This window comes from Isoptericola sp. NPDC058082, assembly GCF_042885055.1.
GTDB lineage: Bacteria > Actinomycetota > Actinomycetes > Actinomycetales > Cellulomonadaceae > Isoptericola.
Genome location: NZ_JBHVSQ010000003.1, coordinates 122771 through 146708, shown reverse-complemented (window position 1 = coordinate 146708; position 23938 = coordinate 122771). Strand labels below are relative to the sequence as shown.

24 protein-coding genes and 1 tRNA gene are annotated in these 23938 nt (G+C 73.7%); 9 read left to right on the top strand and 16 right to left on the bottom strand.

What is annotated here, in order from left to right; all coding sequences use genetic code 11:
• Positions 1–110: 110 nt before the first annotated feature.
• Both ACFVS0_RS05650 and ACFVS0_RS05645 read right to left on the bottom strand, forming a co-directional pair.
• Positions 111–1601: an NCS2 family permease gene (locus ACFVS0_RS05650; protein WP_430549581.1), complete on the bottom strand. Its 1491-nt coding sequence runs from the start codon at positions 1599–1601 to the stop codon at positions 111–113.
• Between the two features lie 27 nt (positions 1602–1628).
• A complete protein-coding gene (locus ACFVS0_RS05645; RefSeq protein WP_430587398.1) occupies positions 1629–2180 on the bottom strand; it encodes a nucleoside deaminase in 552 nt (183 codons plus the stop codon).
• 451 nt (positions 2181–2631) lie between these two features.
• Between ACFVS0_RS05645 and ACFVS0_RS05640 the strand changes: the two genes are divergently transcribed.
• Positions 2632–3558 (top strand): sulfurtransferase, encoded by a 927-nt coding sequence (locus ACFVS0_RS05640; RefSeq protein ID WP_430563898.1) that lies wholly within the window; start codon positions 2632–2634, stop codon positions 3556–3558.
• Between the two features lie 100 nt (positions 3559–3658).
• On the top strand, positions 3659–4102 hold the full coding sequence (locus ACFVS0_RS05635; protein WP_430549578.1) for a SufE family protein: 444 nt from the start codon (positions 3659–3661) through the stop codon (positions 4100–4102).
• Between the two features lie 16 nt (positions 4103–4118).
• Here ACFVS0_RS05635 and ACFVS0_RS05630 read toward each other — a convergent pair whose 3' ends face one another.
• Positions 4119–4508 (bottom strand): zf-TFIIB domain-containing protein, encoded by a 390-nt coding sequence (locus ACFVS0_RS05630; RefSeq protein ID WP_430587397.1) that lies wholly within the window; start codon positions 4506–4508, stop codon positions 4119–4121.
• Positions 4509–4588: 80 nt separating this feature from the next.
• On the opposite strand from ACFVS0_RS05630, the gene ACFVS0_RS05625 reads away from it, so the two are divergent.
• Positions 4589–4975, top strand: a complete 387-nt coding sequence (locus tag ACFVS0_RS05625; RefSeq protein ID WP_430586634.1) for a universal stress protein — start codon at positions 4589–4591, stop codon at positions 4973–4975.
• Between the two features lie 24 nt (positions 4976–4999).
• Here ACFVS0_RS05625 and ACFVS0_RS05620 read toward each other — a convergent pair whose 3' ends face one another.
• Both ACFVS0_RS05620 and ACFVS0_RS05615 read right to left on the bottom strand, forming a co-directional pair.
• On the bottom strand, positions 5000–6376 hold the full coding sequence (locus ACFVS0_RS05620) for a DUF2235 domain-containing protein (RefSeq protein WP_430549575.1): 1377 nt from the start codon (positions 6374–6376) through the stop codon (positions 5000–5002).
• A 104-nt stretch (positions 6377–6480) separates the two neighbouring features.
• A complete protein-coding gene (locus tag ACFVS0_RS05615; RefSeq protein WP_430587396.1) occupies positions 6481–7359 on the bottom strand; it encodes an NAD(P)-dependent oxidoreductase in 879 nt (292 codons plus the stop codon).
• Between the two features lie 130 nt (positions 7360–7489).
• Between ACFVS0_RS05615 and ACFVS0_RS05610 the strand changes: the two genes are divergently transcribed.
• Complete coding sequence (locus tag ACFVS0_RS05610; RefSeq protein WP_430587395.1) at positions 7490–8362, top strand: SDR family oxidoreductase; 873 nt, start codon at positions 7490–7492, stop codon at positions 8360–8362.
• A gap of 25 nt (positions 8363–8387) precedes the next feature.
• Here the strand turns inward: ACFVS0_RS05610 and ACFVS0_RS05605 are convergent, their stop codons facing one another.
• Genes ACFVS0_RS05605 through ACFVS0_RS05595 form a run of 3 tightly spaced genes read right to left on the bottom strand, consistent with a single transcriptional unit; the run spans position 8388 to position 10923 of the window.
• A complete protein-coding gene (locus ACFVS0_RS05605) occupies positions 8388–9164 on the bottom strand; it encodes an amino acid ABC transporter ATP-binding protein (RefSeq protein WP_430587394.1) in 777 nt (258 codons plus the stop codon).
• The gene (locus ACFVS0_RS05600; protein WP_430549568.1) at positions 9161–10054 is read right to left on the bottom strand and encodes an ABC transporter permease subunit; all 894 of its coding nucleotides are present in this window, start codon (positions 10052–10054) and stop codon (positions 9161–9163) included. The genes ACFVS0_RS05605 and ACFVS0_RS05600 overlap by 4 nt, the downstream gene beginning before the upstream one ends.
• A gap of 5 nt (positions 10055–10059) precedes the next feature.
• The gene (locus ACFVS0_RS05595) at positions 10060–10923 is read right to left on the bottom strand and encodes an ABC transporter substrate-binding protein (RefSeq protein ID WP_430587393.1); all 864 of its coding nucleotides are present in this window, start codon (positions 10921–10923) and stop codon (positions 10060–10062) included.
• Positions 10924–11142: 219 nt separating this feature from the next.
• Here ACFVS0_RS05595 and ACFVS0_RS05590 point away from each other — a divergent pair, with 219 nt between their 5' ends.
• From ACFVS0_RS05590 to ACFVS0_RS05580, 3 genes are read left to right on the top strand one after another with little or no spacing between them, the layout of a single operon-like run.
• Positions 11143–11523, top strand: coding sequence for a YciI family protein (locus tag ACFVS0_RS05590; RefSeq protein ID WP_430549566.1), 381 nt, complete (start codon positions 11143–11145; stop codon positions 11521–11523).
• Entirely contained in the window at positions 11520–11870 is a 351-nt protein-coding gene (locus ACFVS0_RS05585) for a YciI family protein (protein ID WP_430587392.1), read from the top strand. Before ACFVS0_RS05590 ends, ACFVS0_RS05585 begins: the two co-directional genes overlap by 4 nt.
• Before the next feature lie 21 nt (positions 11871–11891).
• The gene (locus tag ACFVS0_RS05580; protein ID WP_430587391.1) at positions 11892–13175 is read left to right on the top strand and encodes an RNA polymerase sigma factor; all 1284 of its coding nucleotides are present in this window, start codon (positions 11892–11894) and stop codon (positions 13173–13175) included.
• A gap of 18 nt (positions 13176–13193) precedes the next feature.
• On the opposite strand, the gene ACFVS0_RS05575 is transcribed toward ACFVS0_RS05580, so the two are convergent.
• From ACFVS0_RS05575 to ACFVS0_RS05555, 5 genes are all read right to left on the bottom strand, one after another.
• A complete protein-coding gene (locus ACFVS0_RS05575) occupies positions 13194–13685 on the bottom strand; it encodes a dsRBD fold-containing protein (RefSeq protein ID WP_430549563.1) in 492 nt (163 codons plus the stop codon).
• 91 nt (positions 13686–13776) lie between these two features.
• Positions 13777–14046, bottom strand: a complete 270-nt coding sequence (locus ACFVS0_RS05570; protein WP_430549562.1) for a Rho termination factor N-terminal domain-containing protein — start codon at positions 14044–14046, stop codon at positions 13777–13779.
• A gap of 208 nt (positions 14047–14254) precedes the next feature.
• Positions 14255–14331: transfer RNA gene (locus ACFVS0_RS05565), tRNA-Met, on the bottom strand.
• A 170-nt stretch (positions 14332–14501) separates the two neighbouring features.
• Positions 14502–17558: a UPF0182 family protein gene (locus ACFVS0_RS05560; RefSeq protein ID WP_430587390.1), complete on the bottom strand. Its 3057-nt coding sequence runs from the start codon at positions 17556–17558 to the stop codon at positions 14502–14504.
• 118 nt (positions 17559–17676) lie between these two features.
• Positions 17677–18846, bottom strand: coding sequence for a PDZ domain-containing protein (locus tag ACFVS0_RS05555; RefSeq protein ID WP_430563884.1), 1170 nt, complete (start codon positions 18844–18846; stop codon positions 17677–17679).
• Between the two features lie 224 nt (positions 18847–19070).
• Here ACFVS0_RS05555 and ACFVS0_RS05550 point away from each other — a divergent pair, with 224 nt between their 5' ends.
• Positions 19071–20555 (top strand): zinc-dependent metalloprotease, encoded by a 1485-nt coding sequence (locus ACFVS0_RS05550; protein WP_430586644.1) that lies wholly within the window; start codon positions 19071–19073, stop codon positions 20553–20555.
• Positions 20556–20606: 51 nt separating this feature from the next.
• Here the strand turns inward: ACFVS0_RS05550 and ACFVS0_RS05545 are convergent, their stop codons facing one another.
• Positions 20607–21146, bottom strand: coding sequence for a SprT-like domain-containing protein (locus ACFVS0_RS05545; protein WP_430549937.1), 540 nt, complete (start codon positions 21144–21146; stop codon positions 20607–20609).
• Between the two features lie 144 nt (positions 21147–21290).
• On the opposite strand from ACFVS0_RS05545, the gene ACFVS0_RS05540 reads away from it, so the two are divergent.
• Positions 21291–22400, top strand: a complete 1110-nt coding sequence (locus ACFVS0_RS05540) for a ThiF family adenylyltransferase (protein WP_430587389.1) — start codon at positions 21291–21293, stop codon at positions 22398–22400.
• 130 nt (positions 22401–22530) lie between these two features.
• Here ACFVS0_RS05540 and ACFVS0_RS05535 read toward each other — a convergent pair whose 3' ends face one another.
• Together ACFVS0_RS05535 and ACFVS0_RS05530 are read right to left on the bottom strand one after the other, a co-directional pair.
• The gene (locus tag ACFVS0_RS05535) at positions 22531–22902 is read right to left on the bottom strand and encodes a WhiB family transcriptional regulator (RefSeq protein WP_429762635.1); all 372 of its coding nucleotides are present in this window, start codon (positions 22900–22902) and stop codon (positions 22531–22533) included.
• Between the two features lie 489 nt (positions 22903–23391).
• Entirely contained in the window at positions 23392–23898 is a 507-nt protein-coding gene (locus ACFVS0_RS05530) for a hypothetical protein (RefSeq protein WP_430587388.1), read from the bottom strand.
• Between the last annotated feature and the right edge of the window lie 40 nt (positions 23899–23938).

Here is a 23938-nt window from a genome sequence, read left to right as displayed (position 1 = left end):
GCGCCGGGCACGAGCCAGGGGGAGAGTTGGCCAGCGGGGGGGAGCCTCTCGGGTTCCCCTCCCTGTTGGTCGGGCTTGCCGGGCCACGGCAGCCCCGACCGACATCGTCGTCAGGCGCCGATCGCCGCCGAGAGCGGGCCGCGCACGAAGTACACGAGGAAGCCCGCGGCGACCACCCACAGCAGCGGGTGCACCTCGCGCGCCCTGCCGCAGGCGAACCGCAGCAGCACCCACGTGATGAAGCCGATCCCGATCCCGTTGGCGATGGAGTACGTCAACGGCATCGTCACGACCGTGAGGAAGACCGGCAGGGCGACGGAGAAGTCGCCCAGGTCGATCTCCTTGATCTCCCGCATCATCATCGCGCCGACCACCACGAGGGCGCCGCTGGCGACCTCGATCGGCACGACGGCGGTGAGGGGCGTGAGGAACATGGCGACCAGGAACAGGCCGCCCGTCACGACCGACGCCAGGCCGGTGCGGGCCCCCTCGCCGACGCCCGCCGCCGAGTCGACGAACACGGTGTTCGACGACGACGACGTCGCGCCGCCGACGACGGCGCCCACGCCCTCGACGACCAGCGCCGACTTGATCCTCGGGAAGTTCCCGTCCTTGTCGGCCAGCCCGCCCTGCTTGGCGAGCCCCGTCATCGTGCCCATCGCGTCGAAGAAGTTCGTGAAGAACAGGGTGAACACGAGCATCGTGGCCGCGAGCGCCCCGATGCGGTCGAAGGCGCCGAAGCTGAACTGGCCCAGCAGGGACAGGTCCGGGACGGAGACCAGCGAGTCGGGCAGCGCGGGCACCGACAGGTGCCAGCCGCCCGGGTTGTCGGCGCCGGCCGGGCCCAGCTGGAGCACGGCCTCCACGACGATCGCCACGACCGTGGTCGCGACGAGCCCGATGAGCAGGCCGCCCTTGACCCTGCGCGCCACGAGGATCCCCATGAGCAGCAGCCCGAGGACGAAGATCATCGTCGGGACGGTCGTGATGGACCCCCCGTCGCCGAGCTGCACCGGCGGGCCGCCCTCGGTGGGGGTGACGAAGCCGGCGTCGACGAAGCCGATGAAGGCGATGAACAGGCCGATGCCCACGGTGATCGCGGCCTTGAGCTGGCGCGGGACGGCGTTGAAGATCGCCGACCGCGCGCCGGTGACGGCGAGCAGCACGATCAGCAGGCCGTTGATGAGCACCAGGCCCATGGCCTCGGGCCAGGTCACGTCGCCGACCACGGCCACGGCGAGGAACGAGTTGATCCCCAGCCCGGCCGCGAGCGCGAACGGCAGGTTCGCGACGAGTCCGAACAGGATGGTCAGCACGCCCGCGGCGAGGCCGGTGACGGCGCCCACCTGGGCCGTCGCGAGCCAGCCGCCCGCGACGTCGGTGGGGGCGTTCTCGGCGCTGGTGCCGCCGAGGATGAGGGGGTTGAGGATGACGATGTACGCCATCGCGAAGAAGGTCACCAGCCCGCCACGGATCTCGCGTCCCGTGGTGGATCCTCGCTCGGTGATCTTGAACAGCCGCTCCAGCACGCCGCGGCCGGCGCCGGTGGAGGGCGTCTTGTCGTTCTCGGCGGTGTCCCGCCGCGTTCCCAGGATGGTCACGTCCTTGTGTCCTTTCCGGCCCGCGCGTCAGTAGTCGACGCGGGTCTCGAGGACACGCCACGCGTCGAACGGCGCGACGGCGCTGCCGGTGCGCTCGTGGCGCACGGTCATCACCCCGGCCGCGGCCCGGGTCTCGGGCGCGGCGTGGAGCCGGGAGGCGAAGAAGTCGTAGAACACGGCGTCGTCGAACCCCGCGGCGGCCGCGTCGTGGCGGTCGGCGGCGAAGTAGACGGCGTCCACGCGCGCCCACAGGGCGGAGGCGAGGCACATGGGGCACGGCTCGCAGCTCGAGTAGAGGACGGCCCCCGACAGGTCGAACGTGCCGAGCTCGGCGCAGGCGCGCCGGATGGCGGTGACCTCCGCGTGCGCGGTGGGGTCGTTGTCCTGGGTGACGCGGTTGTTGCCCTCGACGACGCGGCCGTCACGGGTGACGACGACGGCTCCGAAGGGGCCGCCCGCGTTCGCCACGCTGTAGACGGCCAGGGAGACGGCCTTCTCGAGGTGTGCTGCGGCCGGATGGACGGCCGGAGCGACGGCCGTGCCGGGTGCCTGGGTGTTGATCACGGCATTGCGGTCCATGGTGAGTCTCCACGGTTCGGGCAGCGGCCCCCGGGTGCTCGGGTCCGTCGGCCCTTCGAGGACCCGGTGGAGACCGGGCGCTCGGCGGGTCGCTGCAGGCGAGTTGTCCTTCATGCCGCCTGGTAGATAGCTGCCGGTGTCGGATCGATCTCGTCGATCACCGCGCGGGAGTCGACGTCGACGTCCGCACGGCCCGGGCCCGCCGTAGGCAACCGCGACGCTAACACTCGGTGACCGACGCCACAAGCGTTTTGGAATCACAATTCCGTATCGCGGGTGTTTCGTCGCGATGAACTCCGTCTCGCATCGTGGTCCCACATGATGGACACGGGCTGTCGCTGCTGGTGGTGCAGTTCCTAGAGTGTCCACAGAACCCGCGTGTCCCAGGCCCGAGTGGCCACGACCCACCGCGCCGGCCGGCGTCCGGTGTCGCCGCACAGATGGAGGAACCATGCCCGCACCCACCGACCCGACGCCGCGCCTCGCCGAGTACGCGCACCCCGAGCGCCTCGTGACGACGTCGTGGCTCGCCGAGAACCTCGACACCCCGGGCCTGGTGGTCGTGGAGTCCGACGAGGACGTCCTCCTCTACGAGACCGGCCACATCCCCGGCTCCGTGAAGATCGACTGGCACACCGACCTGCTGCAGCCCGTCGAGCGCGACTACCTCGACGGCGCCGGCTTCGCCGACCTGCTCGCGAGCCGCGGCATCTCCCGCGACACGACGATCGTGCTGTACGGCGACAAGAACAACTGGTGGGCCGCCTACACCGCCTGGGTCTTCACCCTGTTCGGCCACGAGGACGTCCGCCTGCTCGACGGCGGCCGCAACCTGTGGGTGGCCGAGGGCCGCGAGCTCACCACCGACGTGCCCTCCCCCGCCCGGGGCGAGTACCCCGTCGTCGAGCGCGACGACGCCACGTTCCGCGCCTTCAAGGAGGACGTCCTCGCCCACCTCGGCAACGGCCCGCTGGTCGACATCCGCTCCCCGCAGGAGTTCTCCGGCGAGCGTCTGCACATCCCGGACTACCCGGAGGAGGGCGTGCTGCGCGGCGGCCACATCCCGTCGGCCCGCAACGTCCCCTGGGCCACCGCGGTCGCCGAGGACGGCACCTACAAGCCGCGCGCGGAGCTCGAGGCGATCTACCAGGAGGGCGGCCTCGGCCTCACCGCCGGCGACTCGGTGATCACCTACTGCCGCATCGGCGAGCGCTCCAGCCACACCTGGTTCGCGCTGCGCTACCTGCTCGGCATCGACGACGTCCGCAACTACGACGGTTCCTGGACCGAGTGGGGCAACGCCGTGCGCGTGCCGATCGTCGCGGGCGCCGAGCCCGGCGAGGTCCCCTCGAGCGTCAGGCAGCAGCAGGCCGCCTGACGCACCGACCAGCCACGGCGCCGAGCTCGAGCCGGTCCGGACCCTTCCGCGGTCCGGACCGGCTCGACCGGTGTCCGGCCCCCTACGAGAGACTGGGTCCATGACCGACGCCGCCCCCCTGCCCGAGCCGCTCGCCGAGATCCGCGAGGAGTTCCTCGCCCTGCCCGAGCGCGACCGGCTGCAGCTCCTGCTCGAGTTCTCCCGCGAGCTCCCGGGCCTGCCCCCGCGGTACGAGAGCGCGCCCGGCCTGCTCGAGGCGGTGGAGGAGTGCCAGTCCCCCGTGCGCGCGTTCGCGGAGGTCGACGGCGACGTCGTGCACTTCTACGCGACCGCCCCGCAGGAGGCGCCCACCACGCGCGGGTTCGCGTCGATCCTCGCCCAGGGGCTGTCCGGGCTCTCGGCGCAGCAGGTGCTGGACGTCCCCGACGACTTCCCGCTGATGATCGGGCTCACCCGCGCCGTCAGCCCGCTGCGCCTCAACGGCATGGCGGGCATGCTCACCCGCGCCAAGCGGCAGGTGCGCGAGCAGCTCGCCGCCGCCTGACGGCCGTCGTCGAGGGTCAGAAGTCGAACAGGTCCCCGAGGAACGACTCCTTCTTCTTGCGCTTGCGGTAGCGGGGGTCGTACCCGCGGTCGTCGTACCGCTTGTCGTCGTAGCGGCGCTCGTCGTAGCGCTTGTCGTCGTAGCGGCGGTCGTCGTAGCGGCGGTCGTCGTAGCGGCGGTCGTCGTAGCCCGGCGCCGGGTAGGCCGCACCGGCAGGCGCGGACGCCGGAGCGGGCGGGACGGGACCGCGCGCCTCGGCGGCGATCTCCGACTCCAGCGAGCGCTCGATGAGCTTGTCGAGCTCGCCGCGGTCGAGCCACACGCCCCTGCACTGCGGGCAGTAGTCGATCTCGATCCCCTTGCGCTCGGACATCACGAGGACGGTCTGGTCGTGCGGACACTGCATGATGCGCTGCTCCTTCGTCGGCTGGTGGGGTCAACGGCCCGGACCGGCGCGAGGTTCCCTCCGTGTGCGAGAGTGTGCGCATGACGGTGCTCGTGGCCTACAACCCGTCGCCCCACGGTGAGGCGGCCGTCCGGACCGCGGTCGCGGAGGCGTCCCGGCGAGGTCTCCCCCTGCACGTGGTCCACCTCGCACGGTCGGACGACCCCGCCGACGGCGACCCGCTCGACGGACTCCTCGCCGAGGCGGCCGCGAGCGTCGAGGTCCAGCCGGTCACCCGCCGGCCCTCGGGCACCGAGCCCGCGGACGCGATCCTCGACGCCGCCGAGGCTTCCGGCGCGACGCTCGTCGTCCTCGGCTCCCGCAAGCGCTCCAACGCGGGCACGTTCCTCGTCGGGACGACGACGCAGCGGGTGCTGCTGGACTCCCCCGTCCCGGTGCTCGTCGTCAAGGACACCTACGACGAGTGACCGCACCGTCCTGAGCAGGCTCCGTCAGCGACCCGCGGGCAGGGCGCGAGGCTCCCGCGGGGTCGCGAGCTGCGGCGCGATGGCGTCGCTGCCGGGCAGCACGAAGGGGCGCAGGTCGCCGCGGGCGGCGTCCACCTGCTCGACGGGGACCCGTTCCACCCCTCCGGCCTCGGTGATCCACCAGCCGAGGTTGGGGGCGAGGGCGGCGTAGCCGTCGCGCAGCACGTGCCGCAGCACCGTGTCCGCCAGGCGCACACCGTCGCGCCAGGCCCCCACGACCTCCGCGGTCACGACGTCCGGGGCCGAAGCACCGGTGGTGAGCTCCGCCGGGGACGACGTCGCGGCCGGCAGCGCGAGCACCCGCAGGCCCCTGCGGAAGACGAGGCGGCCGTCGACCGTCGCGTAGCGCGGCCGCACACGGGTGAACATGTTGAGGATGCGGAAGGGCCACGGGGGCGCCTGGTCCAGGACCAGGGCGGCTCGCGGAGTGAGCTGGCGCGCGAGCCGGTGCTCGTCGAACTGCACGCCGACGCCACGCATCTCGGCGGCCATCCACTGCAGCGCGACGTCCGACAGGCCGCAGCGGGCGCCACCGCCGCCGACGTCGCCGTGGGTGCCGGGGAACCACACCTGCTGCACCCGGTCGGGCGGGTCGCCGTCGGGCACGGTCCACAGGCACGGCGCGAAGGTCAGCCGGCGCTCGTCGATCGCGAGCGCCTGCCGCGCGGTGAGGACCGCGGGCGAGAGGGAGACGTCGTGGAAGCGGTTCTTGCGGCGTGACGGGCCCGGGACCCCGAGCGCGCCGACCGTGTCGAAGACGCCCAGGAAGCGGACGGGGACCTCGATCCCGTGCTCCGCACGGAACGCCCGCTTCTCGGCGCGGACCTCGTCGCCCCGCCGCAGCAGGGCCTCCGCCCGGCGCCGGCGCCACGACCCGGGCCGGGTGCGGGCCACGGTGCGCTTCGCCCGCGCGACGCGGCGCGCCGTCGGCGGCCTGAGGCGGTAGACGCGCTCCGCCTCGCACAGCAGCCCGTCGTCCTGGGCCTCCACGGTCAGCAGGCCCACCTGCGACAGCATCCCCACGACGCTGCGCGCCGTGTACGCCCCGCGGGAGTAGCCGAGCACGACGATCTCGTCACCGGGCTCGTAGTTCATGGTCAGGAATCGGTAGCCGTCCACCACGTTGCGGGTGAACCCGTACCCGAACGCGCCGCCGAGCAGCTGGTCCACCAGGTAGCCGCGGGCGCCGACGCCCGCCACGTACCCGACGACCTGCTCGACGTCCGGGTCCGCGCTCCCGCCGGAGCGCAGCACGGAGCGCGCGATCTTCTCGATGTTGGACACCTGCGAGTTCACGGCGTGGTTCCACGTCCCGTCGCAGCACAGCACCAGTCGCTTCATGGTCGTCCCCTCCATGTACCTCGGAGGGTGCCAGCGCGGCGCTGATACGACGAGCGTTCACGCCGTCGTGCAAGGTCCGCCGACCGGCGGCGTCGTGGGCAGGCTCAGACGACGACGCGGATGACGGCGCTGTGGTCCAGCTCCGCGTCGCCGCGGTCGACCATCCGCTGGTACCGGTCGCGGGCGACCGCCGTCAGCGACGTGTCGACGCCGAGCTGCTGCCCCACCGCGAGGCCGAACTCGAGGTCCTTGAGCTGGGTGCGGCACGCGGCGCCGTCCGCGTAGTCGCCCGAGAGGTAGCGCCGCGACTTGTCCGTGAGCACCTGCGAGCCGGCCAGCCCGGCGCCCAGCACCTCCAGCACGGTGGCGAGGTCCAGGCCACCGGCCTGGGCGATGGCGACCGCCTCGGCCAGTGCGTTGAGCGTGCCGCCCACGACGATCTGGTTGCACGTCTTGGTGAGCGAGCCCGCGCCCACCGGACCGAGGTGGCGCACCGTCGAGCCCATCGCGTCCAGCACCGGCCGGACCGCGGCGAGGTCGCCGTCCGCGCCGCCCGCCATGATGCTCAGGCTGCCCGCCACCGCGCCCTCGACGCCGCCGCTCACGGGCGCGTCCACCAGGCGGATCCCGTCGGCCGCGAGCTGCTCCGCCCACGCGGTGACCGCGACCGGGCTCACCGTGCTCGTCACCACCAGTACCGGGTCCGCCACCCCGGCCGCGCGCCACCCCGCCCGAAGCCCGTCCGGCCGGTCGACGACGTCCCGCACCTGCGGCAGGTCCGGCAGCATCACGACGACCACCGGCCGAGCCGTCTCAGCCGGCGTCGCCGCGACCGTCGCGCGTGGCTCGCCCTCGGCGACCGCCTCCGCCTTTGCGGCGGTCCGGTTCCACAGCGCGACGTCGAACCCCGCCGCCAGCAGGTTCCGCGCCATCGGCGCCCCCATCGGTCCCGTGCCGACGAACCCGATCGACGTGCCCTGCATCATTGCCCCCTTCGCCACGGTCGCCGGTGGTCACCTCGACCCGGCACGCCCCAGGGTAGGTCGCACGGGCGCCGCCGCCCCGAGCCGTCCGGCTCGATTTCGGCTGGACCGAGGTCACTAAGGTGCGACCATGCACCACGACGACCTCCCGCTCGCCGGCCGTACCGCGCTCGTCACCGGGGTCTCCCGGCGCAAGGGCATCGGCTACGCCGTGGCCCGCGAGCTCGCGGCGCTCGGGGCGAGCGTCTTCATCCACCACTTCGCCCCGCACGATGCGAACCGGCCCTGGGGTGGCGACGACCTCGACGAGGTGCGCGCCGGCGTGCGCGGCGCACTCCGCGGCTCGGCCGTGAGCGGCGACGCCGGTGCAGACCTCCGCGACCCTGAGCAGATCGACGCCCTCGTCGACGCCGCACGGGACCTGACGGGCACGCTCGACGTCCTCGTGTGCAACCACGCGCGCAGTGGCGGCGACGGGTCGATCCTCGACATGTCCGCCGACGTCCTCGACGCGTTCTGGGAGACGAACACCCGCTCCACGCTGCTCCTCACCCGCCGGTTCGCGGCTCAGCAGCGGACGACCGCGCCCCGGGCCCGACCGGGGGAACGTGTGCCCCGGACAGGTCCGGCGGACCCCCGCACCGCACCCAAGGTCGTCTGGATGACCTCGGGCCAGCAACAAGGCGCGATGCGCGGCGAAGTGGCCTACGCCGCCTCCAAGGCTGCGCTCGCGGGCGTCACCGCCACCGTCGCCGCCGAGCTGCTGGACCTGGGCATCGTCCTGAACACGGTCAACCCCGGCCCCGTCAACACCGGATACTTGGACCCCGAGTCCACGGATCGCCCCCTTGCGGAGCTCGAGGCGCTCCGTGCCGCCACACCGTTCGGACGCTGGGGCGAGCCGACCGACCCCGCGGGCCTCATCGGCTGGCTCGTCTCCGCACCCGGGTCGTGGGTCGTCGGGCAGGTGCTGACGACGGACGGCGGCTTCGGCCTGCAGTGACCCGCCGCGCCCGGGCGGCAGAGGGTCAGCGCAGCCGCCGCAGGAACTCGCGCGTGCGCTCCTCCCGCGGTTCCCGGAGCACCTGCTCGGGCGTTCCGCGCTCGTGCACGCGCCCGGCGTGCAAGAAGACGACCTCGTCGGCGACCTCGCGGGCGAAGCCCATCTCGTGCGTGGCGACGAGCATCGTCGTCGGCCGCCCGGCGACGCCCTCGCTGCGCAGGGAGAGCAGGAGGTCGAGCACCTCCCCCACCAGCTCGGGGTCGAGGGCGGACGTCACCTCGTCGAGCAGGAGCAGCTCGGGCCCGTTCACGAGCGCACGCGCGATGGCGGCGCGCTGCTGCTGCCCGCCCGAGAGCTGGTCGGGGTACGCGCGCGCCTTGTCCGCGAGGCCGACGCGCTCGAGCATCGCCAGCGCGGCCGCCTCGGCCTCGGCCCGCGGTACCTTGTGCACGACGCGCGGCGCCAGGGCCACGTTGTCGAGCACGCGCAGGTGCGGGAAGAGGTTGTACTGCTGGAAGACCATCGCGAGGCGGGCGCGCACGGCGTCGGCGTCCACCCAGGGGTCGGCGACGTCCTCGCCGTCCAGCAGCACCTGGCCGTCGTCGACCTCCTCCAGCAGGTCGACGACGCGCAGCAGCGTGGACTTGCCGGACCCGGACGACCCGACCACGACGACGCACGACCCCGCGGCGACGTCGAGGTCGACGCCGTCGAGCACGACCTTGCGGTCGGCACCGGTGCCGAAGGACTTGCGGACGCCGCGCAGCGACAGGAGCGGCGCCCCGGGGACGATGTCGCTCATCGCACCACCCCCGCACCGGCGACGCCGCGCAGCTCGCCGCGCCAGCCCTGGCGGGCGGACCATGCGTCGACCAGCCGGGTGAGCGGGATCGAGATCGCCAGGAACAGCAGGCCCGCCACAACGTACGGCGTGAAGTTGTAGTCGCCGGTGGTCGCGATCTGCGCGGCGCGGATCGCGTCGACGGCGCCGAGGATCGAGATGAGGCCGGAGTCCTTCTGCAGCGACACGAGCATGCTGGCCACGGGCGCGGTGACGTTGCGGACCGCCTGCGGCAGCACGACGCGCCGCGCCGCCTGCCCGCGGGTCAGACCCAGCGACCGGGCGGCCGCCACCTGCGACGGGTGCACCGCCTCGATGCCCGCGCGGAAGATCTCCGCGAGGTACGCCGTGTAGCAGACGACGATCGACAGGCCGCCGAGGAAGGCGGCGCTCACCGGCAGCCACGGCAGGCGCAGGGCGGGCAGGCCGAAACCCACCAGCAGCAGCACGAGCAGCAGCGGCACGCCGCGGAACACGTCCACGTACGCGACGGCGAAGATCCGCAGCGGGAACAGCGCCGGCACCCGCGAGGTCCGCACGACGGCCAGCAGCAGCCCGACGACGAGCGCGACCACGCTCGCCACGACCCACACCCGCAGGTTGAGCCACAGCCCCGCCGCGACCTCGGGCAGCACCTCCCAGGCGCGCTCCGGGGAGAAGAACGCCTCGCGCGCCCGCTCCCAGCCGGGCGCCGTCGTCACCACGTACACGACGGCGGCCAGCACGAGGGCCGTGGCGACCCCTGCCACCAGCAGCGCGCGGCGGTGCTGCGCCCGCCGGTACGCCGTGCGGGCGCGTGCCCGCTCCGACGGCTGCCAGCCGCCGGTCGGCGTCGTCGCGGGTCCGGTCACGGGCGTCAGGACAGCTCGGTGACGTCGTCCGACTTGAGCCAGGTGGTGCGCAGCTCGTCGAGCGTGCCGTTCTCCTCGAGCGTGTCGACGGCGGCCGAGACGCACGCCGTGAGCGACGATCCCTTGTCGAGCACGAGCCCGAGCTGCTCCGGCTCGCCCACGGGCGGCAGCGTGCCGATCACGTGCGTGTCGGGGAAGTAGACGGTCGAGGCGGCGACGCCCTGGTCGACGTCCATCACCATGGCGTCGATGGTGCCCGAGCTCAGGGCGGTCATGCCGTCGCCGGCGGCGTTGAACGGTGTCACCTCGACGTCGTCGCCCCACGCGGCGTCGGCGACGGCGAGCGACGTCTGCGAGGCGGTGACGCCGATCTTCGCGCCCTCGAGGTCCGCCAGGGTGGCGGCCTCGGAGAACTCGCCCTCGTCGGCCACGATGACGCCCTGCCGGCTGGTGAGGTACGGGCTGGAGAAGTCCACGGCGTTCTTGCGCTCGTCGGTGATCGTCGTCTGGTAGGCGGCGACGTCGAACGGCTTCACGGCCGGGCTGATGATCTGCTCGAAGGTCACGGACGTCCACTCGACGTCCTCCTTCGCGAACCCGAGCTCGTCCGCGACGGCGTACACGAGCGCGGACTCGAAGCCCTCCCCGGTGCTCGGCTCGCCCACGTACCAGGGCTCGAACGGGTCGCTCGCGCCCACGGTCAGGGTGCCGTCGGTGAGGGTCTGCATGCCCTCGGGCGTGCAGTCGGTGGCGCTGCCGGACGCGGCGGGGGCACCGTCGCCGCCGTCGTCCGACGACGAGCAGCCGGCGAACGCGAGCGTGGCGGCCGACGCGAGAGCGACCGCGAGGACAGGACGGGAGGTGCGCACGGGTGGAGCCTTTCCGACGAGGGGGGACCGACGAAGACGGAGGGGTCACGCCGCCGACGAGCCTATGCCGACCACGGGTCCGTGCGGCATGGCGGTCGTCACAGGGCAACCTCGTCGCGGTTGTCGATCTTCCCCGGGTTGTCGAACTGCACGGTCCTCGCGCGTCATCCAGGTGCACGAGCAGGTGTACGACCCGCCACGAGGAAGGACGATGAAACCATGACCACGTACGTCGTACTGCTGCCCGGCGTCGAGGACGTCTGGGAACGGGCGAGCGCCGAGGAGCGCGCCGCCGTCTACGCGAGGCACGAGGAGTTCGCCAGGCTGCTGGCCGAGCGCGGGCACCGCGTCACCGGAGGTGCCGAGCTCACGCACTCCCGCACCACCAAGCAGGTGCGCCGCGACGCCGCGGGGCGGGTCGTCGTCACCGACGGGCCGTTCGCCGAGACGGCGGAGCAGCTGTCCGGGTTCTACCTGGTCGAGTCGGACGACCTCGACGACCTGCTCCAGATCAGCGCGACGCTCGCCGGGTCGTCCGGCGACGCCGACGGCGTCGTCGAGGTGCGCGCCGCCGTGGACCACGAGGAGGGCAGCGCATGAAGGTCGTCGTCCTGCTCACGCAACCGGACCACTACGAGATCTGGGGCGCCGCCGACGACGCGCACCGCGAGCGCTTCTACGCCCGGTTGGAGGCGTTCGACTCCGCGGTCGCCGAGCGGGGCGCGGTCGTCGCGGGCGAGGGCCTCGGCCACCCCGCCGCCGCCCGCACGCTCGGGCCGGGCGCGGGCGGCGACCGCGCCGTCACCGACGGCCCCTTCGCCGAGGCGGCCGAGCAGCTCGGCGGCTTCTACGTCGTCGACGTGCCCGACCTGGACACCGCCGTCGAGCTCGCGCGGCTGCTCCCGGACGAGCTCACGGTCGAGCTGCGGCCGGCCGTGGCCGGGTAGACCGGCCCCGGAAGGACGCCCGTGGCAGCCCTCGAGGACCTGATGCGCGACGAGTGGGGCCGGCTGCTGGCCCTGCTCGTCGCGCGGTTCCGTCGCCTCGACCTGGCGGAGGACGGGCTCGCGGACGCATTCGAGGCGGCGGCCCGTACCTGGCCGCGCGACGGCGTGCCGGCGAACGGCCCCGCCTGGCTCCTCACCGCCGCCCGGCGCCGGGTGCTCGACCGGCTCCGGTCCGAACGGGTGCTGGCGCGATCGATGCCGCTGCTGGAGGTGGAGGCCGACCTGGCCACCCGCGCGCAGCGGGTGATGGCGGACGCGGGCGAGCCCCTGACCGACGAGCGGCTGCGCCTGGTGCTCCTGTGCGCCCACCCGCGGCTGTCGCGCGAGGCGGCCGCGGCGCTCTCGCTGCGCCTGGTGCTGGGCGTGCCCACCGCCGACGTCGCCCGCCTGTTCCTCCAGTCGACGCCGACGATGGCGGCACGCCTGACCCGGGCGCGCAAGAGGCTCGCGGGCGAGCGGTTCGCGCTGCCGTCCGCTCGGGAGCTCACCGACCGCCTCGGCGTCGCGGCCGACGTCGCGTACCTCGCGTTCACCGCGGGCTACGCGCCCACCAGCGGGGACGACGTCGTGCGGGGCGAGCTCGCCGGCGAGGCGGTGCGGCTCGTCCGCGTGCTGCGCGACGTCCTCCCCGCGCCGGGCAGCGCCGCGGGCGGGCGGGGCGCGCAGGACGACGGCGCCGGAGACGACGGCGCCGGAGACGACGGCGTGGCGGCACGCGAGCTCGACGCCCTCCTCGCGCTCGTGCTGCTCCAGCACTCGCGCCGCGACGCCCGGGTGCGCGACGGAGCCCTGGTGCTGCTGCCGGACCAGGACCGCTCCCGGTGGCACCAGGGCGAGATCGCCGAGGCTCTCGACCTGCTCACGCCCCTCGCCACCGCTCCCCCGACGCCGTACCTGCTCCAGGCCCTCGTGGCCGCCGAGCACGCGATCGCCCGCACCCCGGACGCGACCGCCTGGGACCGCATCCTCGCCCGCTACGACGAGCTCCTGACGCTGACCGACACCCCGGTCGTGCGACTCAACCGCGCGGTCGCCGTGGCGGAGGTCTCCGGGCCGCACGCCGGCCTCGACGCCCTCACGGGGGTGGCGCTGCCCGGGCACCGGCTGCCCGCCCTGCGGGCGGAGCTCCTGCGCCGCGCGGGCGACGCGGACGGCGCCCGCCGGGCCTACGACGCGGCGCTGGCCCTGTGCGGGCACGGCGCCGAGCGCGACCACCTGCGCCACCGTCGCGCGCAGCTCGCCTGACCGACCCGGGCCGGGCGGTCACGGGTGCACGTGCGCCTGGTGCCCCGTCTGCGCGGAGATGTCCTGCTCCGCCTGCTCGAGCAACGCGTCCGCGAGCCGTCGCAGGGCCCGCGCCGCGGCGACCTCGTCCCCGATGACCGGGACCTGCAGGTCGCCCGGGTCCTTGCGCGCGTGCCCGACGCCGCGCAACGAGCCGACGTCCGGGCCCGGCGTCAGCATCGCCTCCGCCGTCGTGCTCCCGGCCGACTCCACGAGCGAGACCCGCACGTCCCAGGTGAGCGCCCGCGCGGGCGACCGCCGCGGCGGCGCCGGCTCCGTCCCGCCGCCGTCGTGCTGCACCAGGGTGTCGGCGCCGGGGAAGACCAGCGTCTCCTCGCCCGTGTCCGACCAGCGCACCTGATAGGGCGGCGAGCCGTCCTCGTGCGGGCAGCCGACGACGACGCCGTCGCGCACCGCCCCGCCGACCACCCCGGACGCCACCACGATCCGGTCGCCCACCGTCGCTCTCATCGCCGCCTCCTCGCGTCGTCGTCGGGTGCCCGCCGTCCCGGCGGTGGCTCCTTCCATCATGCGCCCGGCACGGGCCCCTGGCACGGCGCGGTCAGTGCGAGCGCAGCGCCTCGACGAGCTCCGCCTTGCGCATCGACGACCGTCCCTCGATGCCGATCTCCGCCGCCCGCTTGCGCAGGTCGGTGACCGTCCAGTCGTCGTAGGATCCGGACTTCCCGCCCTTGGCACCGACCTTCTTCCGGCCGCGCGCCGCGGCGGCGTTCGCGATCCGCGCCGACTTCTCCTTGCTGTTGCCCTCGTCGCGCAGCTCCTCGTAGAGCTCCTTGTCCTTGACGCTCGGCCCTGCGTCTCGTCGCGGCATCCTGCGGCTCCTCCCGATCACGCCCGTCCGTCGGGTCATGGCGCCGCGCGTCGTCTCCACGCGGCGACTCCACCGTGGCCACGACCTCGCTCGGTCGCATCCCGAGGGCGACGAACCGGGGGGCGTGGTGCCGGGGGCGTGGCCCGGACATGACGAAGGCCCCGACCGGAACCCGGTCGGGGCCTTCGTGGATGTCGACGACATCCCGTGGTAGCGGGGGCAGGATTTGAACCTGCGACCTCTGGGTTATGAGCCCAGCGAGCTACCGAGCTGCTCCACCCCGCGTCGACTCCCTGAACATTACGGCGTCACCGGGCACGAATCAAATCGCATCGGGCGAATGGGACCGAGGTCACACCCGCGACCGCCTCCGGCCTGCGACGACGCCCGTCCGACGACGGCGGGGCCGCCGGTCCCGACGGACCGACGACCCCGCGCCTCGCACCACCCGCCGGTCAGCCGGCGGACTCGATCTCCTTCTCCGCCGCGACGGCGTCCTCGATCGCCTGCTGCAGGCGGTCCTGCGCCTCGCCGTACGCGGTGAAGTCGCCGGCCTTCAGCGCCTCGTCGCTGGCGGTCATCGCGTCGTTCGCCTCCTGAAGGGCGGCGTTCAGTCGCGACTGCGCGTCGCCCGACGGCGTGGTGCCACCGCTCGGTTCCGTGCTCGGTTCCGTGCTCGGCTCCGTGCTCGGCTCCGTGGCCCCGTCGCCGCCGTCGACCGGCGCGGTGGGCACCTCGGACTCGACCTCGCCGTCGGCGTCGCCGGCCGTCGCGCCCGAGTCGCCGCCGAACACCTGGTCCAGGGCCTCGTCGAGCGTCTCCGCGTACCCGGTCTGGTCGCCGAACGCGACGAGCACGCGGCGCAGCAGCGGGTACGCCGTGCCCCCGGCGGACTGGATGTACACCGGCTGCACGTAGAGCAGGCCACCACCGACGGGCAGCGTCAGCTGGTTGCCCCGCACGACGTTCGAGGAGCCGCGCTCCAGGATGTTCAGCTGCTCGGAGATCGTCGGGTTCGAGTCGAAGTTGTTCTGCACCTGACCCGGGCCGGGCACCGTCGAGTCACGGGGCAGCTCCAGCATCCGTAGCTTCCCGTAGCCTTCCGCCACCTCGCCCGCGGTCGACCCGGCGTTGCCGTCGGCGGCCAGGTACCCCGTGAGGATCTCGCGGTCGGTGTTACCGCCCGGGATGAACGTGCTGGTCAACGAGAACGCCGAGCTCTGCTGCCCCGGCATCTGCAGCGACATGTAGTACGGGGGCTGCTTCGCGGCGTTCGCGCCGTTCGCGCCGCCGCTGGCCACCGGGTCCGCCGGGTTCGCCCAGAAGTCCTGGCCGGAGAAGAACTGCCCCGCGTCCTCGACGTGGTACTGCGTCAGCAGCGTGCGCTGGACCTTGAACATGTCCTCGGGGTAGCGGATGTGGCTCATCAGGTCGCCGGAGATCTCCGACATCGGCTTGACGGACGTCGGGAACACGTCGGACCAGGCTTTCAGGACGGGGTCCTCGGTGTCCCAGGCGTACAGGTCCACCGAGCCGTCGTAGGCGTCGACGGTCGCCTTCACCGAGTTGCGGATGTAGTTGACCTCCGGCGGCATCTCCACCGGCACGCCCTGGGCGGCGAGCGTCAGAGAGTCCGCCGTCGCCTCCTGCATCGGACGGCTGGTCGAGTACGGGTACGCGTCGGACGTGGTGTACCCGTCGACGATCCACTTGACGCGCCCGTCGACGACGGCCGGGTACATGCCCTGGTCGAGGGTCAGCCACGGGGCGACCTTCTGCACGCGGGTCATCGGGTCGCGGTCGTAGAGGATCTGCGACTCGTCGTTCACCCGCTCGGAGAAGAGCATCTCCTGGGAGCCGAACTTCAGCGCGTACAGGAGCTTGCTGCCGAACGAGCCGACCGACGGGCCCGCGGTCACGTCCTCGGTGGGGAAGGTGGTGTTGACCTGCTGGCCGCCTTCCTCGTCGTCGGCCTGGTAGTCGAGCTCCCACGGCGTCGCGTCCTCCGGCGCGCCCACGATGGAGTACTCCGACGTGGACGGGCTGAAGTAGATGCGGGGCTCGTACCCCTTGTCGGTGAGCGCGCCCTGCGTGGGGATGCCGCCCTCGTAGAAGGCCGGCTGGCCGTCCGGTCCGGGCTGGTTGCCGTACGCGGCGACGACGCCGTACCCGTGGGTGAACACCGTGTGGTCGTTCACCCAGTTGCGCTGGCCGTCGCCCAGGCCGTCGAGGTTGAGCTCGCGCACCGCGATCACGGTGTCGCGGGACTCGCCGTCGATGTCGTACCGGTCCACCGACAGGTTGTCGGCGAAGTTGTAGTACTGCTTGTTCTGCTGCAGCTGGCGGAACGACGGGCTGACGATCTGCGGGTCGAGCAGGCGCACCGACGCGGTGGTGTCCGCGTCCTCGCGCAGCGCGCCCTGCTCCGCCTCCGTGGTGGCGTCGTAGGGCTGGGTCTCGATGTCGTCCAGCCCGTACGCCGCGTGCGTGGCGTCGATGTTGCGCTGGATGTAGTCGGCCTCGAGCTCCTGGGCGTTGGGGTTCACCTGGAAGCGCTGCACGACGGCCGGGTAGATGCCGCCGATCGCGATCGCCGACACGACCATGAGGCCGACGCCGATGGCCGGCAGACGCCACGTGCCGCGGACCGCCGCCACGACGAACAGCAGCGCCACGAGCACCGCGACACCCGTGAGGATCTCCTTCGACGGGATGACGGCGTGCACGTCCGAGTAGGACGCCCCGTTGTAGGTGGCCGCCGTGCTGCCGCCGTTCGTCGCCGTCAGCAGCGAGTACCGGTCGAGCCAGTAGTTCGCACCGATCACCAGCATGAGCGTGGAGCCCAGCACGGCGAGGTGCACGCGGGACGCGCGGGTGGTGCGCGGGGTCCCCGCCGGCACGGGCCCGAGACGCAGCCCGCCGTACAGGTAGTGCGTCACCAGCGCGGCGATGCCGGCGATGATCACGACCGCCATGAGGAAGCTCACCGCGAACCGCAGCGCGGGCAGCGAGAAGACGTAGAACCCGAGGTCGATCCCGAACTGGGGGTCCTTCTCGCCGAACGAGGAGGGGTTGATCGCCAGGAGCACGCTGCGCCACTGCGCGGACGCCGCGACACCGGCGAAGAACCCGACGACGACCGGTCCGGCGATGGTGACGACGCGACGCAGGGGCTCGATGGCCTCCCGGTACTGGTCCAGGGTCGCCTGCTCGGGCGTCGACGGCGCGTAGACGGGGCGCACCCGGTACGCGACGGCGAACGACGAGAAGACGGCGGCCGCCATCACGAGGAAGCCGACGACGAAGAGGATGCCGCGGGTGATCCACTCCGTCCAGATCACGTTGCCGAAGCCGAGCGCGTCGAACCACATGATCTCGGTCCAGAACTGCGCGAGGAGCAGCAGCGCGACGACGACCGCGGCGATCACGACCAGCGTGATCGCCAGAGGGCTGCGGCGACGCTTGGCGGGCGGGCCGCCTGGTCGTCGACGGGGTGGGGCAGCGAAGGACACGGTGCGGGCACCTCACTCGTGCTCGGGACGGACGGACGTTCTGGTGTGGAACGTCCCTGTCATCCCTCAGGTTCCCACGCTTCGCCCGCGGGTGGGCGACCGGCCCTTCACAGGCCGGTCACGAGCACGTCGGCAGGCCCGCGCCCTCCCCCGCGCCGATCGCCTCGATCGCCGTCCGCGCGTCCTCGAGGGTGGCCACCCGGACCACCTGCAGCCCGTCCGGGACGTGCCCGACGACCTCGTCGCAGTTGCCCGCCGGGGCGAGGAACCAGTCCGCACCGGCGTCGACCGCGCCGAAGAGCTTCTGCTGGATGCCGCCGATCGGCCCGACGAGACCGTCGACGCTCATCGTGCCCGTGCCCGCCACGTGGGCGCCGTCCAGCTCGTCGTCGGGCGTCATCTTCGTGATGATCGCCAGCGCGAACATCGTGCCGGCGCTCGGCCCGCCGATGTCGCCCGGCCGGATGGTCACGTCGACCGGATAGTCGTACGTCGGGTCGAGGAGCACGCCGAGCGCCGCGCGCCCGTCCCCCTCCGACGTCGTCACCGTGAGGTCCTCCGCCTCGCCGTCGCGCTCGACGCCCAGCGTCACGTCGTCGCCCGCCGGCACGTCGTCGAGGGCGGCGAGCAGGTCCTGGTGCGTCGTGACCTCCTGCCCGTCGATGCTGCGCACCACGTCCCCCGGCTCGACGACGCCGTCGGCGCCGGAGTCGGGCACCGTGCCGGCCACCGTGAGCGTCGCGGGCACCTCGTACCCCAGCTCCGTCAGCGCCGCCACGGTCGCGGCCGACTCCGACCCCGCCATCTGCGCCTGACCGACCTCCTGCTGCTGCTCCCGCGTGGTCTGCTGCGGGAAGATCGCCTCGACCGGCTGCACCGAGCGCTCGCGCGATCCCCAGCCCCAGAGCACGTCCCCCAGCAGGACGTCGCCGCCCGGCCCGCCGTACACCGACACGGTGGTGAGACGCAGCTCGCCCGTGACGTCGTAGGTCTTCGCGCCCTCGATCTCCACGACCGGCTTCGCGGTGGCGCTCTTGCCCCCGCTCGACGTCTCGCCCGCGCCGCCCTGCACGTCCGCGCCCTGCAGCCCGAGCGTGTCCTCGGTCGGCCCCGGCGCACGGATCGCGTAGGGCGTCGGGAGCACCAGGAGGACGGCGGCGAGGAGCGCCGTCACCAGCAGGGAGACGCCGAGCGTCACGCTGCGTCGCGACGCGCGCGAGGCGGGGAGCGTGTCCTCGTCGGGCGACGACGGGTCGTCGGGCGCGAGGATGTCGCGGTCGAAGGTCACCGGCACATCATCGCCGACGTTCCTGGACGTGGCGCCCGCTCACCAGCTCGGTCACCAGCCCGGTCACCGGCCCGCCCCTCAGGGTCTCCGGGAGATCTGCGCCCAGAGCGAACCGCCGGAACTCCACGGCCCGGCCGGACGTCGTCGGTGGTTACGGTGAACCAGTCGGAAGACGGCCGCCGTCGTCCGACGTCCCTCCACCGCACAGCCGAGGAGCCCCGCGCATGAGCAACCTTCCCGACGACCCCGAGGGTGCCGAGGAGCGCGAGCGCATGCTGCGCTCGATGCTGGAGGGCTTCTTCGGGGACCGCACCGACGAGGTCCTCGCCCAGATGCGCGCGCAGGGCATCGACCCGGCCGCGCTCGCGGGCATGCCCGGCGCCGGCACGCCCGACCCGGCGACCATGCAGCACGTCCTGGCCCAGGTACAGCGGCTCCTGTCCGCGTCCGGGGACGGCCCGGTGAACACCGACGTCGCCCACGACATCGCCCGGCAGGTCGCCGTCGCCGAGGGCGACCCGTCGCTCACGGGTGGCCAGGCGAAGGCCGCGACCGACGCGCTCGGGGTCGCGGAGCTGTGGCTCGACGCGGTGACCGACCTGCCGCCCGCCGGCGGCCGCGCGCACGCGTGGAGCCGGTCGGAGTGGGTGGAGGCCACGCTGCCCGCCTGGCACCGCCTGGTGGCGCCGGTCGCGACGTCCGTCGCCGACGCCCTCGCCACCGTGCTGCGCGACCAGCTCCCCGGGGACCTCGGCGACACCGACGCGCTGGGCGTGCCGGGTCTCGCGGGGCTGCCTGCCGGCGCCCTGGGCGGCGAGCTCGGCGGCGGGTTCGATCCCGCGCAGATGATGCGCCGCCTCGGGTCGGCCGTGTTCGGCATGCAGGTGGGGCAGGCCGCCGGCACCCTGTCGCGGGAGGTGTTCGGCGCCACCGACGTCGGCGTCCCGCTGCTGTCCGAGCCCGCCACCGTGCTGCTGCCGACCAACGTCACCGCGTTCGCCGACGGGCTCGACGCGCCGCTTGAGGAGGTGCGCCACTTCCTCGCGCTGCGCGAGGCCGCGCACGCCCGGCTGTTCACGCACGTCCCCTGGCTCACGGCGCACCTGCACGGCCTCGTCGAGCAGTACGCACGCGGCATCACCATCGACCTGGACGTGCTCGAGCAGCAGGTGCGCGAGATCGACCCCAGCGACCCCGAGGCGCTGCGCGGCGCCCTGACCGGCGGCGTCTTCGGGCTGCAGCACACCCCCGAGCAGGAGGCCACCCTGCTGCGCCTCGAGACCGCGCTGGCGCTCGTCGAGGGCTGGGTCACCGAGGTCGCGGCCACCGCGGCGCTCCCCCACCTGCCGCACACCTACCCGCTGCGCGAGATGATCCGGCGCCGCCGTGCGGCCGGCGGGCCCGCGGAGCACACCTTCGCCACGCTGGTCGGGCTCGAGCTGCGTCCGCGGCGCTCCCGCGACGCCACCGCACTCTTCGCGCACGTCCTCGCCGAGGGCGGCCCCCAGGCGCGCGACGCCGTCTGGGAGCACCCCGACCTGCTGCCCGGCACCGCGGACCTCGACGACCCCTCCGGCTACTTCACGCGACGCCAGGAGCAGGCGGAGGAACAGTCCGACGTCGACGCCGCGCTGGCGCAGATCCTGGACGCCGCGGACCGCTCGGGGAAGGACGACGGCACCGGCGACGGGGACACGCCCTCGTCCTGACCCGGCCCGTCCGACCCGTCGCCTCGGCCCGCGCCGCCGACACCGGCCGGCTCAGCCGGCGGGCTTGTCGTCGGCCGGGCCGGGCGACGCTCCGCCGTCGTCCTGGACGAACGAGACGCCCTCGAGGAACCCGCGCGCCCGGTCCGTGCGCGGGTAGGCCTCGAGGAGCTGCCAGAACGCGGGGCCGTGCCCTGCGTGCAGCAGGTGCGCCAGCTCGTGCAGCAGCACGTAGTCGAGCACCCACTCGGGCATCCCCTGCACGCGCGTGGAGATCCGGATCGAGCCGTCGACCAGTGTGCACGACCCCCAGCGCCGGCCCTGGTGGGGGGACCAGGCCACGCTCGTCGGGTGGGCACGACCGTCCAGGTACCGCTCGGAGAGCTCCTTGGCGCGCTCGACGAGCTGGGCGTCGGACGGGCGCCGACGCCGCTCCTTGTCCTCGAGCCGCGCGAGCATCTTCGCCACCCACTCGCGCTCCTGGGCACGCGAGAAGCGCGCGGGAATGGCCACGACGGTACGCTCCCCGTCGCGGTACGCGCTGACCGTGGCGGTCCGCCGACGGCTGCGCCGGACCTCCACCGACGTCATCATCGTGTCGTGGGCCACGGCACGACGGTACCGGGGAATCGTGAACTTTGTGTGTCAGAACTCACGAACCGGGCGCCCGGGGAATCCGCCCGAGGGACCTGTGGACGACGCCCCGACCGTCCCTGACCCGCGTGCCAGGGTGGCCGCATGGCAGACGCCGACGACCTGACCGCCGCGACGGGTCACCTCCTCACGCTGCGCCCGGCGACCCCCGTCCTCGACCACGGCGACGGCGAGGTCCAGCTCGGCACGGACCCCCGCTGGAGCCTCGTCCTGTCCGGCCTGGACGACCACGAGGCGCGATGGCTGCGCGACGCCGGGACACGACGGCACCGCTCCCTGGATCGTGGCGCCCGGCAGTGGGGCGTGAGCCCCGAGCGTCAGGAGCAGATCGAGCGCGTGCTGGCCGACGGCGGGTTCCTCGTCCGCACCGCCACGGACCGGCCGCCCGCGGCCGCCGACGCCGCGCCGCCCTGGACGCCGGACGCCACCGTGCTGGGTGCCCTGCGCCCCGACGGCGCCGGCGCGGCCACGCTCGCCCGCCGCGACGCCGGCGTCGTCGGGGTGCGGGGCCTCGGCCGGACCGGCACGGCCCTGGCCGGCCTCCTCGCCGGTGCCGGCGTCGGCGCCCTCGTGCTCGACGACCGCGACCCCGTCCAGGTGGGCGACCTCGGGCTCGGCGGCCACGGACCCGGCGACGTCGGTCGTCCGCGGGAGCAGTCCGCCGCCGCTCGGCTCGCGTCCGCCCACCCGCGGCTCCGGGTCGGCAGCGCACTGGGGGTCGCGGAGACGGGTGGGCCACGCCTGCCGGACGCCGTCGTGGTGGTGGAGGCGCACGCCGCGCGCGCGGAGCGCTACGAGCGGCTGCTCGGGGCCGGGGTCCCCCACCTCCCCGTGGTGGTGCGGGAGGCCGACGTCGTCGTCGGACCGTTCGTGCTGCCGGGCCGTTCGCCGTGCGTGGGGTGCTGCGACCGTCACGCCGCCGACGCGGACCGGGGGTGGCCGTTCGTCGCGGCGGACCTCGCGCTCCGCCCGGCCGACGACGTCGCCCACGAGACCATGCTCGCGGCGACGGCCGCCGCGCTGGCGGCCGGGCAGGTGCTCGCGCTGCTCGACGGCGCGACGCCCGCGACCGTGGGGCGGCGCCTGGAGGTCGCGCTGCCCGAGGCGGTGCCGCGCGTGCGGGACGTCGCGCCGCACCCGGCGTGCGGGTGCGTCCGGCTGCCGACCCGGCTGCCGGCCCGGCTGCCGACATGAGGACAGGCCCCCGGCGAGACGGCGAAGAGCCGGCCGCACGTGATGCGGGCGCGCTCTCCGGGGTCTCGCCGGAGGCCTGTCGTGGGTCCTGCCTGTTCAGCACGCCGGGCAGCCCGGGCGCACTGCGCGGTCATGCTGCGACGGTCTCCGACTTCCGGGGCCGGCCGCGACCGCGCTTGCGGGCCACGACCTTGCCGTCGACGAAGACCTCACCACCCCAGACGCCCCAGGGCTCCTGCCGCTCGAGGGCACCGGCGAGGCAGCCGGCCTGCAGCGGGCAGCCGCGGCACAGCGCCTTGGCCTCCTCGACCTGGGTGGTGTGCTCGGCGAACCAGAGCTCCGGGTCGTTGGTACGGCACGGCAGCAGCGCCGCGAACTGGCGGTCGAGCTCGGCCACCTCGGCCGGGCTCTGGGTGAGGGGTTGATGCGGGGTCCAAGGGCCGTTTCCGCCCTGGGGGATCGTGTCGAGCAGCCGCTCGTCCAACAGCTGTGCGAGGCGCACGAGTTCCTCCGTCAGGTCCTGGGTATTGATGTGAACGTCGGTGTTCAGGACCTGCGGGTGGACCTCTGGAGTCAGAGGTCCGGCTCGAACGACCTGGTGAGGTCTTCTTCCCTGAGCGGAAAGACGAAGGCCGCGGGTCCCGGGGGGACTCCGCGGCCTGGATCCGGTTCTAGACCGGATGTCTCCAGGAGGCGGAGTCGGGTGCGATGTGGAGATCGGCGTTGCCTGCTCCGTGCTGACGCGCGCGGAACGGACGGACGGCGTCGAGCTCGCCACGGGCAGACGTGTACCCGGGCGCGCCAGCAGACGCGGTCGCCATCACGATCTGAGTCATCGTGTCCATCTTGTGCACCCACCTCCTCACTGCTCTCGGACCTCCGCCTCTCGGCAGACGCCACTCCGTCTGGGACTCTCCGAGCATAGACGGCCTCGCCCAGGCCGCCACATCTTTTTTCGAGATTTCTTCGACGAGTTTTTTCGGGCACCCGTTCAGGCCCCCGAGGACGCCGCCGCCTCCAGCGGCCCGATGACCACCAGGTCGCCCAGGCAGCCCTCCACCGCGGCTGCCACACCCGCGTCGTCCAGACCGTCCGGGACCGCCCGGACCTGCAGCCCGCCGTCGCCGCGGCTCGCGTCGAACCCCTCGCCGACGAGGCAGTCCACCTGGACCTGCTGCAGGTCCTGCACCTCGGCCCTGGTGATCAGCCCGTCCTCGAGGATCTCCGTGCCGCGGTCGGTCGTGACCCTCTCGAGGGCCTCGGTGAAACCCGCGGGCAGGTCGTGCGCGGCGTGGCCGCCGGCCCCGGCGGCCCCAGGGGATCCGCCGTGCTCACCGTGTCCGCCGCTGCGCGGGCCGTTGCCGTCGCCGGGGTCGGTGCCGCCGGCGGAGCAGGCCGCCAGCAGGACGGCGAGGACGAGGCCGGCGCCCGCGGCCGGCGCCCTGCGGGCGCGGCGACCGGCTGGGGCGGTGGGGCGGGAACGCCCGGGCGGGACCATGGAGGACACCTCTCGTCGGGGACGGACCTCGACAATCTGG

Bases quoted from the DNA above. Each gene is read 5' to 3' on its own strand.
- ACFVS0_RS05645 (WP_430587398.1), bottom strand. From the start codon at position 2,180: ATGGACCGCAATGCCGTGATCAACACCCAGGCACCCGGCACGGCCGTC.
- ACFVS0_RS05640 (WP_430563898.1), top strand. From the start codon at position 2,632: ATGCCCGCACCCACCGACCCGACGCCGCGCCTCGCCGAGTACGCGCAC.
- ACFVS0_RS05635 (WP_430549578.1), top strand. From the start codon at position 3,659: ATGACCGACGCCGCCCCCCTGCCCGAGCCGCTCGCCGAGATCCGCGAG.
- ACFVS0_RS05630 (WP_430587397.1), bottom strand. From the start codon at position 4,508: ATGCAGTGTCCGCACGACCAGACCGTCCTCGTGATGTCCGAGCGCAAG.
- ACFVS0_RS05625 (WP_430586634.1), top strand. From the start codon at position 4,589: ATGACGGTGCTCGTGGCCTACAACCCGTCGCCCCACGGTGAGGCGGCC.
- ACFVS0_RS05620 (WP_430549575.1), bottom strand. From the start codon at position 6,376: ATGAAGCGACTGGTGCTGTGCTGCGACGGGACGTGGAACCACGCCGTG.
- ACFVS0_RS05615 (WP_430587396.1), bottom strand. From the start codon at position 7,359: ATGCAGGGCACGTCGATCGGGTTCGTCGGCACGGGACCGATGGGGGCG.
- ACFVS0_RS05610 (WP_430587395.1), top strand. From the start codon at position 7,490: ATGCACCACGACGACCTCCCGCTCGCCGGCCGTACCGCGCTCGTCACC.
- ACFVS0_RS05605 (WP_430587394.1), bottom strand. From the start codon at position 9,164: ATGAGCGACATCGTCCCCGGGGCGCCGCTCCTGTCGCTGCGCGGCGTC.
- ACFVS0_RS05590 (WP_430549566.1), top strand. From the start codon at position 11,143: ATGACCACGTACGTCGTACTGCTGCCCGGCGTCGAGGACGTCTGGGAA.
- ACFVS0_RS05585 (WP_430587392.1), top strand. From the start codon at position 11,520: ATGAAGGTCGTCGTCCTGCTCACGCAACCGGACCACTACGAGATCTGG.
- ACFVS0_RS05575 (WP_430549563.1), bottom strand. From the start codon at position 13,685: ATGAGAGCGACGGTGGGCGACCGGATCGTGGTGGCGTCCGGGGTGGTC.
- ACFVS0_RS05570 (WP_430549562.1), bottom strand. From the start codon at position 14,046: ATGCCGCGACGAGACGCAGGGCCGAGCGTCAAGGACAAGGAGCTCTAC.
- ACFVS0_RS05550 (WP_430586644.1), top strand. From the start codon at position 19,071: ATGAGCAACCTTCCCGACGACCCCGAGGGTGCCGAGGAGCGCGAGCGC.
- ACFVS0_RS05545 (WP_430549937.1), bottom strand. From the start codon at position 21,146: ATGATGACGTCGGTGGAGGTCCGGCGCAGCCGTCGGCGGACCGCCACG.
- ACFVS0_RS05540 (WP_430587389.1), top strand. From the start codon at position 21,291: ATGGCAGACGCCGACGACCTGACCGCCGCGACGGGTCACCTCCTCACG.
- ACFVS0_RS05530 (WP_430587388.1), bottom strand. From the start codon at position 23,898: ATGGTCCCGCCCGGGCGTTCCCGCCCCACCGCCCCAGCCGGTCGCCGC.